We start from the raw sequence: 15544 nt of genomic DNA on the forward strand, positions 1-15544 counted from the left end.
GGAGGGGGAACCGATGAAGGCGGAACTTGTAAATCCCTTTATATCTTCAACAATCAGTGTTTTTGATACAATGGTAGGACTTGAAGTTAAAAAAGGGGATCTTTACATAAAGTCTGATGAACGCCTGTATTACGACATTTCCGGCGCTATCGGCGTTGTGGGTGATTTTATCGGCTTTGTTTCCATCAGTTTTCCTGAAGACCTCGCCCTTGAGGTCACAAGCAAGTTCCTTGGTGAACCCCTCACCGAACTCAATAACGATGCAGGTGACGCAGTTGGCGAACTTATCAATATGATAGCCGGCAGCACAAAAAAACACTTCTCCGATAAGGCAAGAAGATTCAACATCTCTGTTCCCAATGTAATCGTCGGTAAAGGGCATACAATCCAGCGCCCGGCAAACCTTATCTGCATCGGGGTTAAATTCCACCTGAATAACAAAATCTTTGTTCTTGAAGTGGCTCTGAAAGAAAAAACACAGTAAAGCTGTCTCATAAACATGCAGATTTCCTGAATTCCCGGAGTTTGCATGTATCCTTGCGGCGGTGGTTCTGTCTCCGCCATATTATCTCTTTTCTTTTTTTCTTAAATCCTAAATCTTCCAGCCGCCTTCATTTTATTTTCTTTTGTGTTATAATTGCCAAAATTGCGGAGGTTCATTATGGAGCTTGAGAAATTTCTTTCGGAATTGGAAGAGTTCGGGAACAGAAATGATTCATCCCAGACTGACAGAACCCAAAAAATGCTTAATATCACAAAAGACACAGGTGAATTTCTCACTGTGTTCATCAAAGCTGCAAAATCCAGAAGCATTCTTGAGATAGGGACATCTAACGGTTATTCAACCATATGGCTCGCAGTGGGAGCAAAATACACAGGCGGCAGAATAACCACGATAGACTTTTCCGAAGCGAAGGCTGAAATGGCAAAAGATAACTTTGAAAAGGCGGAACTCACCGGGCTTATTGAGCAGGTTGTTGATGATGCAGGTAATTTTCTGGAAAATGCTCAGGCGGATGCCTACGACTTCATTTTTCTTGATTCACAGAGATCGGCATACATAAAGTGGTTCGCTGATATTAAACGAATTATGAAAAGAGGCGGAACTCTGATAGTTGACAATGCCTTATCCCACAAGGACGAGATGGATGCCTTTATGGCTCTTGTGGACTGCGATACTGATTTTACAACATGCCTTCTGTCAGTGGGCAACGGGCAGTATATCGCTGTAAGAGAGTAATCCGCCTGTAAAAAATTGTATTTTTTTATAATAACAAATGTAAATTCATTATTCAGTTTTCTTTCTTATTAATTTTTATCTGTAATTATGCCTTAATCTTCTTTTGTGGGGATGAGTTTACATGTTTTTTTCAGGCGTTATGAACCAAAATGGCTAACAAGGGTGCTGAAAACCTCTTAGGTGTTATACTGTTTTCAAAGTAATCTCCTTGTGTTAACATATGCTTAGTGTACATGCACAGATAGGGCGTTTATGCGTCTGTGTCTTATTAACTCGATGTAACGGGGTGTTTTATGAACAGTTTCTCAACTATTTCCTGCCTCACCAGAAATGACCTTTCGAAATATAAGGGAACGCAGTTTGACCAGCGGCACAAAAAGGTATTTGCCGAATACAAAGGTAAGCCTTTCTATGAATTCGCAAAAGTTCTCATGAACCATCTGCCGCAAAATTTCGTGGGCTTTCTGTCTGATGAGGATATGGTAGGGCTTTATAAACACCTCTACGCAAAGCTTGAGGGACGGAAGAAAAAGAAGATTTCCGTTTGCGCCGATCTAACAGAAGAACTGCCGTTTTTTATCGGGAATTTCTGCATTTTTTCCATCGCAACGGACGACAGACCATTCATTTTCGATTCGCTCTGGGAATATCTTCAGAATATAAGAGAACATAAGATATTTGTAATTCACCCTATTTTTGGAATAGAAAGAAGCCGTGCAGGCGAGATAACAAAAATTACCGAATCCCGTCTCGGTGTAAGTAATGAATCATTCGTTGTGATATTCCTTGAAGGGTTGGACAAAAGCGAAGTTTCGGACATTAAAAAAGAGATAACTTCAATATATGAGAATGTTGCTGCTGCGGTTGATGATTTCCCAAAAATCAAAGAGGTCATGAGTTCCCTTTTTATGGAATACCGTGAGCGTAACGGAGATGTAGCTAAGTTTATTCAGTGGCTGATGGATGAAAACTTTATTTGTCAGGGAACCCGCATTGTGGAAATAGACGAGGCAATGGGTGTTAATACATACTCTGACACAGGGGTTTTCTCCCTGATTGGACAGGACCCTAATTATTCTCTTCTCGCCAAGTCTGTAAAAGACGGACGGCTTAACACCGTGGACGGTTATCCGGTTATTGTGGATAAAGCCGTCGGTATAAGCAAGGTGAAGCGCCGCACAAACTTTGACAGGGTAATGTTCCTTGACAGGCAGGGAACAAAAATGCGCCTGATTTATCTTACAGGGCTTTTTTCCAGTAAGGCACACAAATGCCCGCCCCACGAAATAAGCATTCTAAGGGATAAAATTAAGGCAACTCTGGATTACTTTAATTTTGTCACAGGCTCCCACGACTATAAATGGGTGCGTGATATTCTTGACGATTACCCTAAAATTGAGATTTTTAACCTTTCCAGCCGTGCGCTGACAGAGGTTCTTGAACTTATACTCACAATGCAGGGCGCAAACCAGATCCGTATTTCATATCACGATTTCCGTCCTCTGAAAAACCTCATATTCTTTATGGCCATGCCGCTTTCCCGGTATTCCTCAGAATTTGTGATGGATATCAAAGATTTTCTCGAAGATTATTTCGGCGCAAATATGATGGATATCTCTGTCAGGGAAGATCAGCATAAACGCAGTTTTCTTCATTTTCACATGATGCTTCATGATACATCAGTGCTTGAAAATATTGATGAAAGAGAGCTTAAAAATAAAATAACCTCAATGCTCAAAGACTGGGATTCTGCACTCTATGAGGTTCTCCGTGATCGTCTGGGTGCCGAGTGTGACGAGGTTTTTGCCGGATTTGAGTCCTATTTCGGTGAGGCGTACAAAAGCAAAAACACACCCGAAGACGCTTATCTGGATATAGTGCGTATCCGCAGATATGACGAGATATCTTCTCTTCTGCATCACAGCTGCGGCAAGGCGGTTCTGCGAATATATTCCAAAAAGCGCCTTCTGCTCACAGAGCTTATGCCTATTATCGACAACCTCGGTCTTAATGTTTATGAACAGGATATTTTTGAACCCTCTGCGGACGGACACGGGCTTTACATAAATGTGGTGTACCTCACAAATATTGAAGATCCCGAAGAATTCGCTGAAACATACAAGGTTATTCTTCCTGAGCTTGTGACTGCTGTCATAGGAGGAAGAGCTGAAAACGACAGGCTCAACTCACTCTCTGTTACAAGAAAACTCACATGGCGGCAGACAGATATACTCCGAACTTTTGTATATTTCGCAAAGCAGATCGAAAGCAGTTTTCTTATCAAGTCTCTTATGTCTGCTCTTATAAGTAATGCCGAAATAGCGGAAAAGCTTGTAAACTTCTTTGAAATCAAGTTTGACCCTGACAATAAAAAGACTTCCACTGCTGAAATAGAGCAGGATCTCCTTAGCCTGATTGAAGGTGTTATCTCCGTGAGCGAAGATAAGGCGCTGCGCTATTTTATGCGTATTATTCAGGGAACTGTCCGCACAAACTACTTTATGCAGCCCATGAGAGATTATATCTCCATCAAGGTTAAGAGCCGTGAGATGCCCATTATAGCAGAGCCCAGACCTATGTTTGAGGTGTACGTCCACAGTGCTGAGATGGAAGGCGTCCATCTCAGGGGCGGTAAGGTTGCAAGGGGCGGAATACGCTTCAGTGACCGTAATGACGACTTCCGCACTGAAATTCTCGGTCTGGTGAAAACCCAGATGGTGAAAAACTCCGTTATTGTCCCTGTCGGGTCCAAGGGCGGCTTTATCGTCAAGAAACGCTTTAAAGACAGAGAGCAGGACAAGGCAAACACCATAAAACAGTACGGCACACTGATCAAAGGTCTGCTGGATATAACAGACAACTACAAAGGCAATAAAATCGTTCATCCGCAGAGAGTCAGGATGTATGACGAGAGTGACCCGTACCTTGTTGTTGCGGCGGATAAAGGAACTGCAACCTTCAGTGATATAGCTAACGGAATATCCGTCAGCTACGGCTTCTGGCTTGGGGATGCTTTTGCTTCGGGCGGCAGCGTGGGCTATGACCATAAAAAAGTGGGGATAACCGCACGGGGAGCCTGGGAAAGCGTTAAACGCCACTTCAAGGAACTCGGCAAGGATATTCAGAAGGAAGAGTTTACTGTCATAGGCATAGGCGATATGGCGGGTGATGTTTTCGGAAACGGAATGCTTCTTTCTCCCAAAATCAATCTTCTGGCTGCGTTTAACCATGTGCATATATTCCTTGATCCGGCTCCGGATGCTGAAAAGAGTTTTGCTGAAAGGCAGAGGCTTTTCAAAAACCCCTCTCTGTCGTGGAAGGATTACAATAAAGATCTTATATCAAAAGGCGGCGGAATTTTTGACAGAACAGCAAAGCGAATAGAACTTTCTCAGGAAGTCCGGATGATGCTCGGCTGTGCTGAAACCATCGTAACCGGAGCGGAGCTGATAAGGCTTATACTCAAGGCGGAGGCTGAACTTCTCTGGAACGGCGGTATAGGAACATATGTCAAGGCTTCCTCTGAAACAGACAGAGATGTGGGCGATTCCATGAATGATGATGTCCGTGTGAATGCCGGCGAACTTCGTGTAAAAGTTGCGGGGGAGGGCGGAAACCTCGGTTTCACACAGTCTGCCCGCATAGAGTTTGCTGAAAACGGCGGGCACATATACACCGATGCTCTGGACAACTCCGGCGGAGTTGACATGTCGGATCATGAGGTAAACCTCAAGATCATTTTCAATCACCTTGTGGAAACCAAAGTGATGAAAGATGTTAAGGAACGTAATGCTTACATTAAAAAACTCACTTCTGCGGTTACCGATCATGTGCTTGCCACAAACTACCGCCAGTCACAGGCTGTAAGCTGCGATTTGATACGCTTCGCATCCAGTCCCGTAACATTCAGAGAAGCTGCCAAGCATCTCCGTAATGAGGGTCTGCTTGATTTCCGCATAGAGAAGCTTGCATTCCCTAATAAGGATAAAAATGCAACAGCGCCGGAACTTGCAGTTCTTCTGGCTTATATGAAAATATACCTCTACAACAATGTGGAGGGCTCTCTCAACCTTGATAACCCCCTTGTCAGATCCGAATATATGGACTACTACCCAAAGGATACTGTTGCAAAATATGGTGAAAAACTGTTCGGGCATAAACTGATAAGAGAAATAGCCGCCACTGTCACAGTGAACAGGGCGCTGAACCAGACAGGAATATCATTTTTCTATGAGCTTATGAAAAGCACAAACAGACCTCTGAGCGAAATTCTTGAGTGCTACCTTCTGGCGGAGCAGATTGTCGGCTGCCGCAAGCTTCGGGACGATATCTGCGCTCTGGACGGCAAAGCAGATGCGCAGGAACAGTACAAAGCACTTATAGAACTTGATAAAACACTTAAGGTTGCTGTTGAGTGGCTTATAGATCCTAGAAATATGGCGCTTTATAAAAAGAAAGGCGATATGCTGAAAGAAGTATTTCCTCTTGTCACCAAATATATGACAAACGGAATGAAGGAAAAGTACACTGCTCTGGTCGAGGAGTTCAAAAATGCAGGTCTTCCTGCACCTCTGGCAGCGGCAGTATGCGCAGTGCGTTATTCCAAGCCTGCGTTTGATGTTTTTCGTATTATGGCCGAAACAGGGGCAGAAGCAAAAAGTGTTCTCAAGCGTTACTATGAAATCGGCGGCAGATTCGGCATAAACTTCCTTACGCTGAAGATGAAGCATATAAAAATAAGGGATGAGTGGGAACGCATCAACCGTGACGGTCTTCTGATGAAGCTTAAAAAAATACAGATGAACCTTGCATTCGCCTACAGCGGGGGTGACAAGGGCTGGCTGAAAAATCTCCTTGACACAGAAAAGAGGTTTGTAGAAAACTATGATAAGTTTATAGATTCGGCCGCTAAAGACGAAATAGATTCTCTTGTTCCGTTTAACGTAATGATAGAATCCTTTGCAAATGTGGCTGAAAAATACGGAGCTGGTGGATGAAGAAACTCTTCTTCTTACTGATAGTCTTGATAATTTCGGGGGTGCGGGTGTTTGCCGCTGTGGATACTGTAAGTTTTGAAAACGGCGTAAAGATGGTTTACAGAAATATTCCCTCAACGGGAGTTGTTTCGGTACATGTATGGATGAAAACCGGTTCTGTGAATGAAAACACGGAAAATAACGGTATTTCCCATTTCCTTGAGCATATGGTTTTTAAAGGGACAGAGTCCTACGCTCCCGGTGCTATAGATGAGGTTGTGGAAAGTGCAGGCGGAAGTATGAACGCCGCCACCAGTAAGGATTACACATTTTACCACATAACTCTGCCTTCATATAATGCCGAAACCGCATTCAAGGTTTTGAGCGAAATGCTTTTCGAGGCAAAGTTTATCCCAGATGAGATAGAGAAGGAAAAGCCTGTTGTAGTGCAGGAGATTAAGCGTAAGTTTGATAAGCCGACCTACGACATGTGGTCTTATCTCTATGAGGCTCTTTTCAGGGACTCACCATATGAAATGGAAGTAATCGGCACTGAAGACACTGTAAACTCCTTTACCCGTGAAACACTTGTGGATTATTACGGCAGATACTATCATCCTCAGAATATGACCCTTGTTATAGCGGGGGATATAGATAAGAAAACCGCAGAGTCTCTGGGACGTAAATATTTCAGCAAAACCAAAGACGGACAGGGCAAGCGGTATGACGGCAATGCTCAGAAAAAATATACTGAAAATTATCGTAAGGATTTTCATCGTCAGGTGGTACAGGAAACAGGGGTCATTGCATTCCCTGCCGATGCGCTGAACGAAAAGAATATTTTTGCCTATGAAGTTCTGGGTGAAATACTGTCCGGCGGCGAATATTCTGTATTAAGCACAATAATTAAAAACGAACTGCGTCTTGCAAGCTCCATAAACGCAGGTTATCTGGGCATGAAGCACGGCGGTTCGTTCATATTCACCTATACATGCCCTGTCGGCAACAGTGATAAAGTTAAGGATGCTGTGCTTAAGGTTATCGCATCCATTGATAAATTTGTGGATAAAAAGAGCCTGGAAAAGTGTGAAAACAGGCTGAAAAGCCAGATAGCATTCCAGAGAGAGCGTGCCTCAAGCGAGGCAAGAGACATAGGGTACTCCTATACTCTTGACATTCCTGCTTATTATCATAATTTTCTTAATAAGATGAGCGGAATGCAGCCGGAGGAAATCACCTCCCTCGCCGCTGAAATATTCTCCCGTCCCTACATTGATTTAAGGACACTTCTGGAGGACGGCGGGAAAAAAGAGGAATAATGCGGGATTTTGAACTGAAGGGCATGGACGGGTTTATAAGCCCATTCCGTGAGTTTTTTGCGCTTAATAAAAGCGGCGTTGTGCGTATAAAAGGGGAAGGCGGGTCAGGCAAAAGTGAAATATTGTCAGCTTTCAGGCTGATGCCGGAAATAGCTGATCCTGCTGTTGTCAGCGCTTCTCTTGATTTTTCCCTTCAGGTAAATACCGACTGTGAGCTTGGCTTACTCGCTCTACGCAATGAACTTATAAGACATTACAAAATAAATTTCAGCTTCTTTGATGTTGCCTACGCACTGTATCTGGTGCGCACTAATCCTAATAAAAAGCTAGATCGTGATCTTGATCTTTACACCAACAGCAAGATTCTTAATGAGGTGCTGGGTGTTGCGGGTGCAAAGGGTGATGAGCTTGTAAATAAACTCTATTTCACAGTGGAAAGGGGCAAACCCGCTGTGACCGAATGGTGGAAAAATGAAGGCGGGGCAGAGCTTAACAGGCTTATGGAAGAAACTCCGGAAGCTGTCCGTAAAAATCTCACCGCTCAGTGGACAAAAGATTTAAAGCTTGCCCTGCAAGGCAGAAAATGCGTTCTCATGATCGATTCCTTTGAAAACATCTACGGAGATGATGAATCAGGCAGAAAACAGAACGCTGACGGCTGGATCAGAGAGCTTATTTCTCTTCTGCCTGAGGTTTGCTTTATCCTTTCCGGCAGGCAGATGCCGGAAGCTGAGGAAGGCAAAGCACCTGAACACCTTCTTGAGCTTGAGACAAGTGTTCTCGATAGGAACGGTACAGCATATCTTCTGGAAAAACATGAACTTAAGAACAAAAAACTGTGTGATGCTGTTTTCGCCTCTGCCAGAGGGGATAAACTGCTTACCACGCTTCTTGTCGCAGGGCTTGCAGCAATTAAGAAGGAAACAGGGAAGGAACCTTCCGCAGAACAGGTTGAATACGGCGCAAAAGAGATAATGCTTTTTTATAACGCCTCCTCCGAAGGACGTGAGGGTGATATGGCTCGTCTTCTTTCGGTTTGCAGGTTTTTCACGAAGGAAGTGTTTGAATATCTCGTGTATGAATTCATACCCGAAGGGGTCAACTTCACTTTCAGCGACTACTGTATGCTGCCGTCAGTGAGCCCGAATATAGGTCAGGATTGCGCCTGCCTGAAGAAACCCTTCAGGGAAGAGCTTTATTCTTCGCTTAACAGTGACCAGAAGGATAATGTCCATTTCTCTCTTTTTAACTTTTATCTCAAAAAGATAGACAGAGAAAAAGGGTCATTCAAAACATACGGCTTTTACCTTAACTTCCGTGAATGCTTCCACCACGCTAAATCCGCTCTGGACGGAGAGGGCTTTGTGGACTGGTTCATGGATTCACATGCGAAATATTTCTCAAATGATAAAATGGGCTTCTGGATAGGGCTTCACAGCGAGGTTGTGGAGTATCTCAAGGGGCTTATGGGGCTTATTAATCCATACACTGCCCTGTGCATGGAAAGACTGGCTCAGATGTATGTGAACATAGAAGACTACTCAAAGGCGGAGCCTCTATTAAAGAGGATGGTTAACATCCGTGAAAAACTTGGCGGAATTGACAGTCAGGACACTGTGAGAAGCCGCAACAAGCTTGCCTCCATGTACACCGCAAAGGGCGACTTCGCATCCGCAATGGATATTGTGGAGAAAAATGCCGAGATAAAGTCACGCACTGACGGACCGGATCATCCGGATACACTGAAATATCTTCAGAAGCTTGCCCTGCTCGCCATGAAGAATAAAGACTTCAAGACCGCAGCGGATGTTGGAGAAAGATCCCTCCGCCTGCATATACAAAGACTGGGCAGGGAAAACGCCGATACTGTAAGGGCGATGAGCGAACTCGCCTCCATTCAGGAGGTGGCGGGAGACTTTGACCGTGCGTGTGAGCTGTTTAAGGAAGTGCTTGAAATCAGAGAGAAATCTCTCGGCGGAAACCATCCTGAAACTGCAAAAAGCATAAGCCAGCTTGCCTTCTATTTTTACAGAAGAGGGGAGTACGATTCCGCAGAGCCCCTTTTTTACAGGGCTCTGGAGGCAAAAGAGGAACAGCTTGGGCGTAATCATCCTTTGATAGCTTCATACTGCAATAACCTCGGCTACATCTATTACTGCCGTGAAAAATTTGACAGGGCTGAAGCTATGTATGAAAAAGCCCTGAAAATAAAAGAGAAAAATTTCGGTTCATCCCACCCTTCAACCCTCACAGGTGTTGCAAACCTTGCCGCTCTTAAGTTCAGAAAAGGCGAGGCGGAGGAGGCAGAAACTCTTTTCCGCAAGGTCCTGGAGCAGAGTATCAGCACTTATGGGGGTAAATCGTCCGAAACAGCAACGGATATGGCTAACCTTGCTTACGTTGTTTCAAGAAGGGGTGAATTCGGTGAAGCAGAGTCACTGTGCCGCAGTGCCCTTAGTATGCGTGATGAAGATGATCCTCAGGATATAGCTGTAAACCTTAACAATCTCGGCGAGGTTCTTTTCAGGAAAGGAGAGATAAACGAAGCTTCAGAAGCTCTGGAACAGGCATACAGCGCTGCTGAGTCAGCCTTTGGGGATGAACACCCTGTTTCAAAGCGAATTCGGGCTAACCTTGAAAAAGTAAGGGACAGGGTTCATTAAGTTTTAAATTTGCTGATGTAACTTTCCACATCGAATTTGCGTTTCAAACCTGCGAAGTTCATGTAGCGAACCTTGCCGAATATGGCACGTTCCTGCCAGGGTCTGTCATGTTTGCCGAAACACCATAAAACTCCGGCAAATCCGTTTGGATCACGCCCGTCAAGGCTGTATTTATCATTCAGACTTATCGCTGTTCTGTACGCTTCCTCCGGTGTTTCTGTCCATTCAATAATTTTTTTGCCCCAGTACATACGCATATAGCCGTGCATCTTTCCTGTTGATCGCATTTCTGTCTGGGCTGCATTCCACGCCTCGTCATGTGTTTCTGCATTTTCAAGCTCTTCGTATGTATAAATGTATGTCCTGACATCCTTTACGTGTTCATTAAGTGTGTTTGCCGCCCAAGGGTGCAGATGTTTCAGGCCGTCATACTCCGCATTGAAATTAACCATATTCAGTGCCAGTTCTCGTCTGACTATAAGCTCTTCAAGAAAAGCAGCTGAGGCAGGATGATCCTTTACAGCCAGAGCTGTTTCAAGGGGTGATATGTTTCCGAAGTGAATGTAAGGGCTTAATCCGCTTTGGGCATCCTTCGTTGGGTCGTTGCGGAGTTTGTCATAGTCATCCAGCTTTTCATCAATAAATATTCCAAGCAGTTTTACAGCCTCGTCCTCTCCGCCTGTGAAGGACTTTACAGGTGAAACGCTTCTGTCTATGTTCAGTTTAGTTATATCAGGCACACAGCTTTCAAGATCCGGCATGAAGTCTTTTGTTTTAAGCTCCCGCTGCTCCAGAGGAACAAGGAATTTGTCAAGATTCCTGTTTATTTTAGGGCGTATTGTGTAGGCAGCGAACTCTTCCTTGGTGCTTGCTGTTTCCACAGGAACAACGGCGTCACTCTCCACCTGAACCACAGTGCATGGGGCTGTTCTTCCGATCTCACGTCTCCACTGCTTCTGTACCCGCAGGTAGCCTCTGTCCATGACAATCATTTCCGCATTTTTCCCCAGACTCACCACCTCTTCCGGAGGGTTCCCATAGCGGAAAATCAGGTTAATTCCCCGCTGTTTGAGGTTAAGTTTGAGGTTTTCAAGCCCTTCAAGCATGAAAGTATAATGACGGAGGTTTGCGTTCGGGAATCCGTCAGTTATCACAAAACAGGCAAACAGAGGGAGCTTAAGGGCATTTGCCTGATTGACGGCAAACTCAAGGGCATGGTTATATCTGGTTCTCTGCGACTGCTGTATCCAGAGCAGAACATATTTTCCGTTTTCTGACGGCTTGTTAAGGATAACTACCCGTTCGTCATGTATCATCATGCACCTATAAACAGTTGCCGTATTTTGTTTTATAATGATACTATAGTTTCCTTTCAATTTAAAGTGCGTGCGTATGCCAAGGAGTAGTTATGTTCAGGAAATTCGCCTCGGAAAATATTGTTCTTTTTGATGGTGCAATGGGTACATCCATACAGAACTTTGAAATCGGCGAAGATATATGGCAGGGTAAAAGCGGTTGCAGCGAATGGCTTAACATCGCCGCTCCGCATATTATAGAATCCATTCACAAAAGCTATCTTGATGCCGGTGCAGATGTTGTGGAAACAAATACTTTCGGCGGAACAGAGCTTGTAATGCGTGAGTACGGACTTGAGGATATGGTGGATGAAATCAATCTCAAGGGCGCTCAGATAGCAGTTAAAACAGCAACGGAATACGGAAAGTTTGCAGCAGGCTCCATCGGTCCGGGTACACGTCTCCCCAGTCTGGGACAGATATCATTTGATGATATGCATGCGATGTACATGCGTCAGGCTAAAAGTCTCATCAAAGGCGGAGTGCATCTGCTTATTATAGAAACATGTCAGGATCTGCTTCAGGTCAAGGCGGCTCTTCTCGGAGTGTTTGACGCTATGAAAGAGGAAAACGCAGATCTTCCCGTAATGGTTTCAGTAACCGTGGAAAGCACAGGCAGTATGCTGATGGGTACTGACCTCTCCGCTGTATGCACTGTTTTAAGCGGTTATCCCATTCATTCTGTTGGGCTGAACTGCGCAACCGGACCGGACATGATGTTCGGACCGGTGAAAACCATCTCTGAAAACTGGAATGGTGATATTTCGTGCATACCGAACGCCGGTCTGCCGGAAAATATAGGCGGAAAAACTGTTTACAGCATGACTCCTGAAAAGCTTGCTACCATAGCCGGTGAGCTTATGGATAAATATCCCGTCAATATAACAGGCGGATGCTGCGGAACAACTCCGGCGCATATCAAAGCCCTCCGTGAGGTTATCGACACCAAGAAACGAAAAGAACCTGTAATAAAACCATACATCGGCGTATGTGCCAGTCTTTACACTTCCATGCCCCTGAGCCAGAACCCTGCACCTTCTCTCATTGGAGAAAGGGCAAACTCAAACGGAAGTAAAGCTTTCCGTGAGCTGCTCCTTGGGGGAGATTCAGATGGAATGCTCGCCGTAGCCAGAAATCAGGAAGGTGAAGGCGCTCACTTTATAGATGCATGCGTCGCTTACGCAGGCAGAAACGAAGAACAGGATATGGGCAGGTTCATCTTTGAGCTTAATAAAACACTCACCGTACCTGTTGTTATAGACTCCACAGAGCCCTCTGTTCTGGAAAAAGCCCTCAAACTCTGCGGCGGAAAACCTGTAATCAACTCCATAAACTTTGAAGACGGCGGAGAAAAACTGCACACAATCCTTAAAATGATAAAAAGATTCCCGTCGGCTTCCATTGCTCTCACCATAGATGAAAAAGGGATGGCAATGACAGCGGAGGAGAAATTCTCCATAGCCGAAAAGCTTTATAATGTCTGGAGCGGTGAATACGGTCTCCCGCCGGAGGATATTATAATAGATCCGCTGACCTTCTCCATCGGCAGCGGGGATGAAACTTTAAGAATGGCTGCTGTGGAAACACTGAACGCCATAAAGATGATAAAGGAAAGGCTTAAGGGTGCGAAAACTGTTCTGGGGCTCAGTAATGTGTCCTTCGGTCTGTCCGCACAGAGCAGGCCTGTTCTTAACTCTGTTTTCCTCCACGAAGCTGTTAAAGCGGGGCTTGACATGGCAATTGTCCATGCGGGCAAGATTCTTCCACCTGCTATGATAAACGATGAGGATATGAAGCTCAGTCTGGATCTGATTCATGGGAAAGAGGGTGCGCTTACCGCATTCATAAACCACTTTCAGGACAGAACGGCAATTAAGGATGAACAGGCGGATGCACAGCTTCCCCCTGCGGACAGAATAAAACGCATGATACTCCGTGGTGAGAAAAAAGGGCTGAAAGAGGTTCTTGATTCTCTTCAGTGTGAGCGTAAAGCTATTGATATAATTAATAATCTTATGCTTCCTGCAATGCAGGAGGTAGGTGAGCTTTTCGGCAGCGGCAAGATGCTTCTTCCTTTTGTTCTTCAGTCCGCTGAGGTGATGAAAGAGGGAGTGAAGATCCTTGAACCGTTCATGGAAAAAAATGAGACGGAATCAAAGGGTAAAATTGTTCTCGCTACTGTAAAGGGCGATGTTCATGATATAGGCAAAAACCTTGTGGATATCATACTCTCCAACAACGGCTTTACCGTTTACAATCTTGGGATCAAGGTTCCGGTTGAGGAAATGATCAAAAAAGCCATTGAAGTCGGTGCTGATGCCATAGGGATGAGCGGTCTTCTTGTGAAGTCCACAGTTATAATGAAAGAAAATATTGAGGAGCTTAAAAAGCACGGGCTTGAGAAAAAGGTTCTTCTCGGCGGAGCAGCGCTGACAGAAGGGTTTGTGGCAAACGAATGTGATACCATCATGCCCGGACATGTTTTCTACTGCCGTGACGCCTTCGATGCTCTTAAGGTTCTGGACGGAAGAACACAGGCTAAAAAAGAAACAAAACCTGCTAAAGTTAAAACGTCATACGATACAGTTGAGGAAAAAACAGAACCGATTACTTACGGGGATATCCCTGTTCCGCCTTTTTTCGGCAATAAAATTGTTTTTGATATTGACCCTGCTGAAGTGGAAAAATACTTAAATAAAACAACCCTTTTTACAAACAGATGGTCATATAAAAAGAAGGGGCTCACTGAAGAGGAGTTTGACCACCTGATAATGGAAACCGCATTTCCTGAATACAGGGAAATTTATAAAAATGCTCTGTCGAAAGGTCTTCTGAATCCCGCAGTTTCATATGGGTACTACCCCTGCAATACAGAGGGAGATTATCTGGTCATTTATGAGGCAGATAAAAAAACTGAGAAAACACGCTTTCTGTTCCCTCGCCAGTCAAAAGGTGCGCAGCTTTGCCTTGCTGACTATTTTCTGCCGAAAGAGCAGGGGTTTGATGTGGTTGGTTTAAGCCTTGTTACCATAGGTAAAAGACCGGAGGAGTTCTCCGCCAGGCTGTATGCGGCGGGCGATTATAAGAAGTATTTTATGTATCACGGGCTTTTCACGGAGTTCACCGAGGCTCTGGCGGAATACTGGCACAAGGTGATGAGAAAAGAGATGGGTATCGGCGGCTTGGACGCAAAAACGCCGGACGGTATAATCTCCATGAAATATCAGGGGCGCAGATACAGCTTCGGCTACCCTGCGTGCCCCGATCTGGACGGAAACGCAGTGATGGCGGATGTGCTTGAAGCTGACATGCTGGGAATTCATGTTACGGAGAACGGCGAGATGGTTCCTGAGTTTACCACCAGTGCGATTATTGTTCATAACCGCCATGCAAAATACTTTGTTATAAAATAGATAGAAAACAAGATAAAATAAGTATTAATATCTTGCAAAAATCTTAATTGCGGGATAGGATGTTCTTACTAAGTTTAAGTGATATACTTAACAAAGCATATAAATTAAAAGGAGGCAGCAAAATGGCAATAGGACAATTTGTTAAAAGCGCAGACTTCAAAAGCGAGAAACACGTTCCGGTTATCGAACTCCCCGCAGGTGTAAAAGCCGGCGAGCCTTTCGTTGTTACGGTTTCAGTGGGTAAAGAAATTCCCCACCCCAACACCACAGAGCATTTCATTAACTGGATAGCGCTGTACTTCAAACCCGAAGGTGAAGGTCCCGTTACCCAGCTTGCCAAATTTGAGTTTGTCGCTCACGGCGAATCAACCAAAGGCGCAAATCAGGGTTCGGCTTATACAGAGCCTTTCGGCACTGCAAAGGTTAAACTCAACGCTCCCGGAACACTTCTTGCAGTGAGCTACTGTAATATCCACGGCTTGTGGGAATCATCAGCAGAAGTTAAGTTTTAAGGATTTTTTTTAACTTGAAAATACAAAAGGCGGAGCTTAAAGCCCCGCCTTTTTTTATGCGGTCGA

At 44.7% G+C, this 15544-nt stretch carries 8 protein-coding genes; 7 read left to right on the top strand and 1 reads right to left on the bottom strand.

All coding sequences use genetic code 11. From position 1 onward, the window contains the following. Nucleotides 1-13: 13 nt before the first annotated feature. From ACYRYY_RS13285 to ACYRYY_RS13305, 5 genes are all read left to right on the top strand, one after another. Nucleotides 14-484, top strand: a complete 471-nt coding sequence (locus ACYRYY_RS13285; RefSeq protein ID WP_460216076.1) for a chemotaxis protein CheX — start codon at nt 14-16, stop codon at nt 482-484. A 177-nt stretch (nt 485-661) separates the two neighbouring features. Next, nucleotides 662-1240 (top strand): O-methyltransferase, encoded by a 579-nt coding sequence (locus ACYRYY_RS13290; RefSeq protein ID WP_460216077.1) that lies wholly within the window; start codon nt 662-664, stop codon nt 1238-1240. A gap of 293 nt (nt 1241-1533) precedes the next feature. Further along, the gene (locus ACYRYY_RS13295; protein ID WP_460216078.1) at nt 1534-6237 is read left to right on the top strand and encodes an NAD-glutamate dehydrogenase domain-containing protein; all 4704 of its coding nucleotides are present in this window, start codon (nt 1534-1536) and stop codon (nt 6235-6237) included. Further along, complete coding sequence (locus ACYRYY_RS13300) at nt 6234-7535, top strand: M16 family metallopeptidase (protein WP_460216079.1); 1302 nt, start codon at nt 6234-6236, stop codon at nt 7533-7535. Before ACYRYY_RS13295 ends, ACYRYY_RS13300 begins: the two co-directional genes overlap by 4 nt. Next, the gene (locus ACYRYY_RS13305; RefSeq protein ID WP_460216080.1) at nt 7535-10198 is read left to right on the top strand and encodes a tetratricopeptide repeat protein; all 2664 of its coding nucleotides are present in this window, start codon (nt 7535-7537) and stop codon (nt 10196-10198) included. The genes ACYRYY_RS13300 and ACYRYY_RS13305 overlap by 1 nt, the downstream gene beginning before the upstream one ends. Here ACYRYY_RS13305 and ACYRYY_RS13310 read toward each other — a convergent pair. Further along, on the bottom strand, nt 10195-11517 hold the full coding sequence (locus ACYRYY_RS13310) for a deoxyribodipyrimidine photo-lyase (RefSeq protein WP_460216081.1): 1323 nt from the start codon (nt 11515-11517) through the stop codon (nt 10195-10197). The genes ACYRYY_RS13305 and ACYRYY_RS13310 overlap by 4 nt on opposite strands. An 89-nt stretch (nt 11518-11606) precedes the next feature. On the opposite strand from ACYRYY_RS13310, the gene ACYRYY_RS13315 reads away from it, so the two are divergent. Continuing rightward, entirely contained in the window at nt 11607-14966 is a 3360-nt protein-coding gene (locus tag ACYRYY_RS13315) for a methionine synthase (protein ID WP_460216082.1), read from the top strand. 122 nt (nt 14967-15088) lie between these two features. Next, the gene (locus tag ACYRYY_RS13320; RefSeq protein WP_460216083.1) at nt 15089-15478 is read left to right on the top strand and encodes a class II SORL domain-containing protein; all 390 of its coding nucleotides are present in this window, start codon (nt 15089-15091) and stop codon (nt 15476-15478) included. Nucleotides 15479-15544 lie beyond the last annotated feature (66 nt).

Source organism: Geovibrio sp. ADMFC3 (assembly GCF_054687035.1).

Excerpts from the sequence above, each read along its gene's own strand:
- ACYRYY_RS13285 (WP_460216076.1), top strand. The coding sequence starts at position 14 with ATGAAGGCGGAACTTGTAAATCCCTTTATATCTTCAACAATCAGTGTT.
- ACYRYY_RS13290 (WP_460216077.1), top strand. The coding sequence starts at position 662 with ATGGAGCTTGAGAAATTTCTTTCGGAATTGGAAGAGTTCGGGAACAGA.
- ACYRYY_RS13310 (WP_460216081.1), bottom strand. The coding sequence starts at position 11,517 with ATGATGATACATGACGAACGGGTAGTTATCCTTAACAAGCCGTCAGAA.
- ACYRYY_RS13305 (WP_460216080.1), top strand. The coding sequence starts at position 7,535 with ATGCGGGATTTTGAACTGAAGGGCATGGACGGGTTTATAAGCCCATTC.
- ACYRYY_RS13295 (WP_460216078.1), top strand. The coding sequence starts at position 1,534 with ATGAACAGTTTCTCAACTATTTCCTGCCTCACCAGAAATGACCTTTCG.
- ACYRYY_RS13300 (WP_460216079.1), top strand. The coding sequence starts at position 6,234 with ATGAAGAAACTCTTCTTCTTACTGATAGTCTTGATAATTTCGGGGGTG.
- ACYRYY_RS13320 (WP_460216083.1), top strand. The coding sequence starts at position 15,089 with ATGGCAATAGGACAATTTGTTAAAAGCGCAGACTTCAAAAGCGAGAAA.
- ACYRYY_RS13315 (WP_460216082.1), top strand. The coding sequence starts at position 11,607 with ATGTTCAGGAAATTCGCCTCGGAAAATATTGTTCTTTTTGATGGTGCA.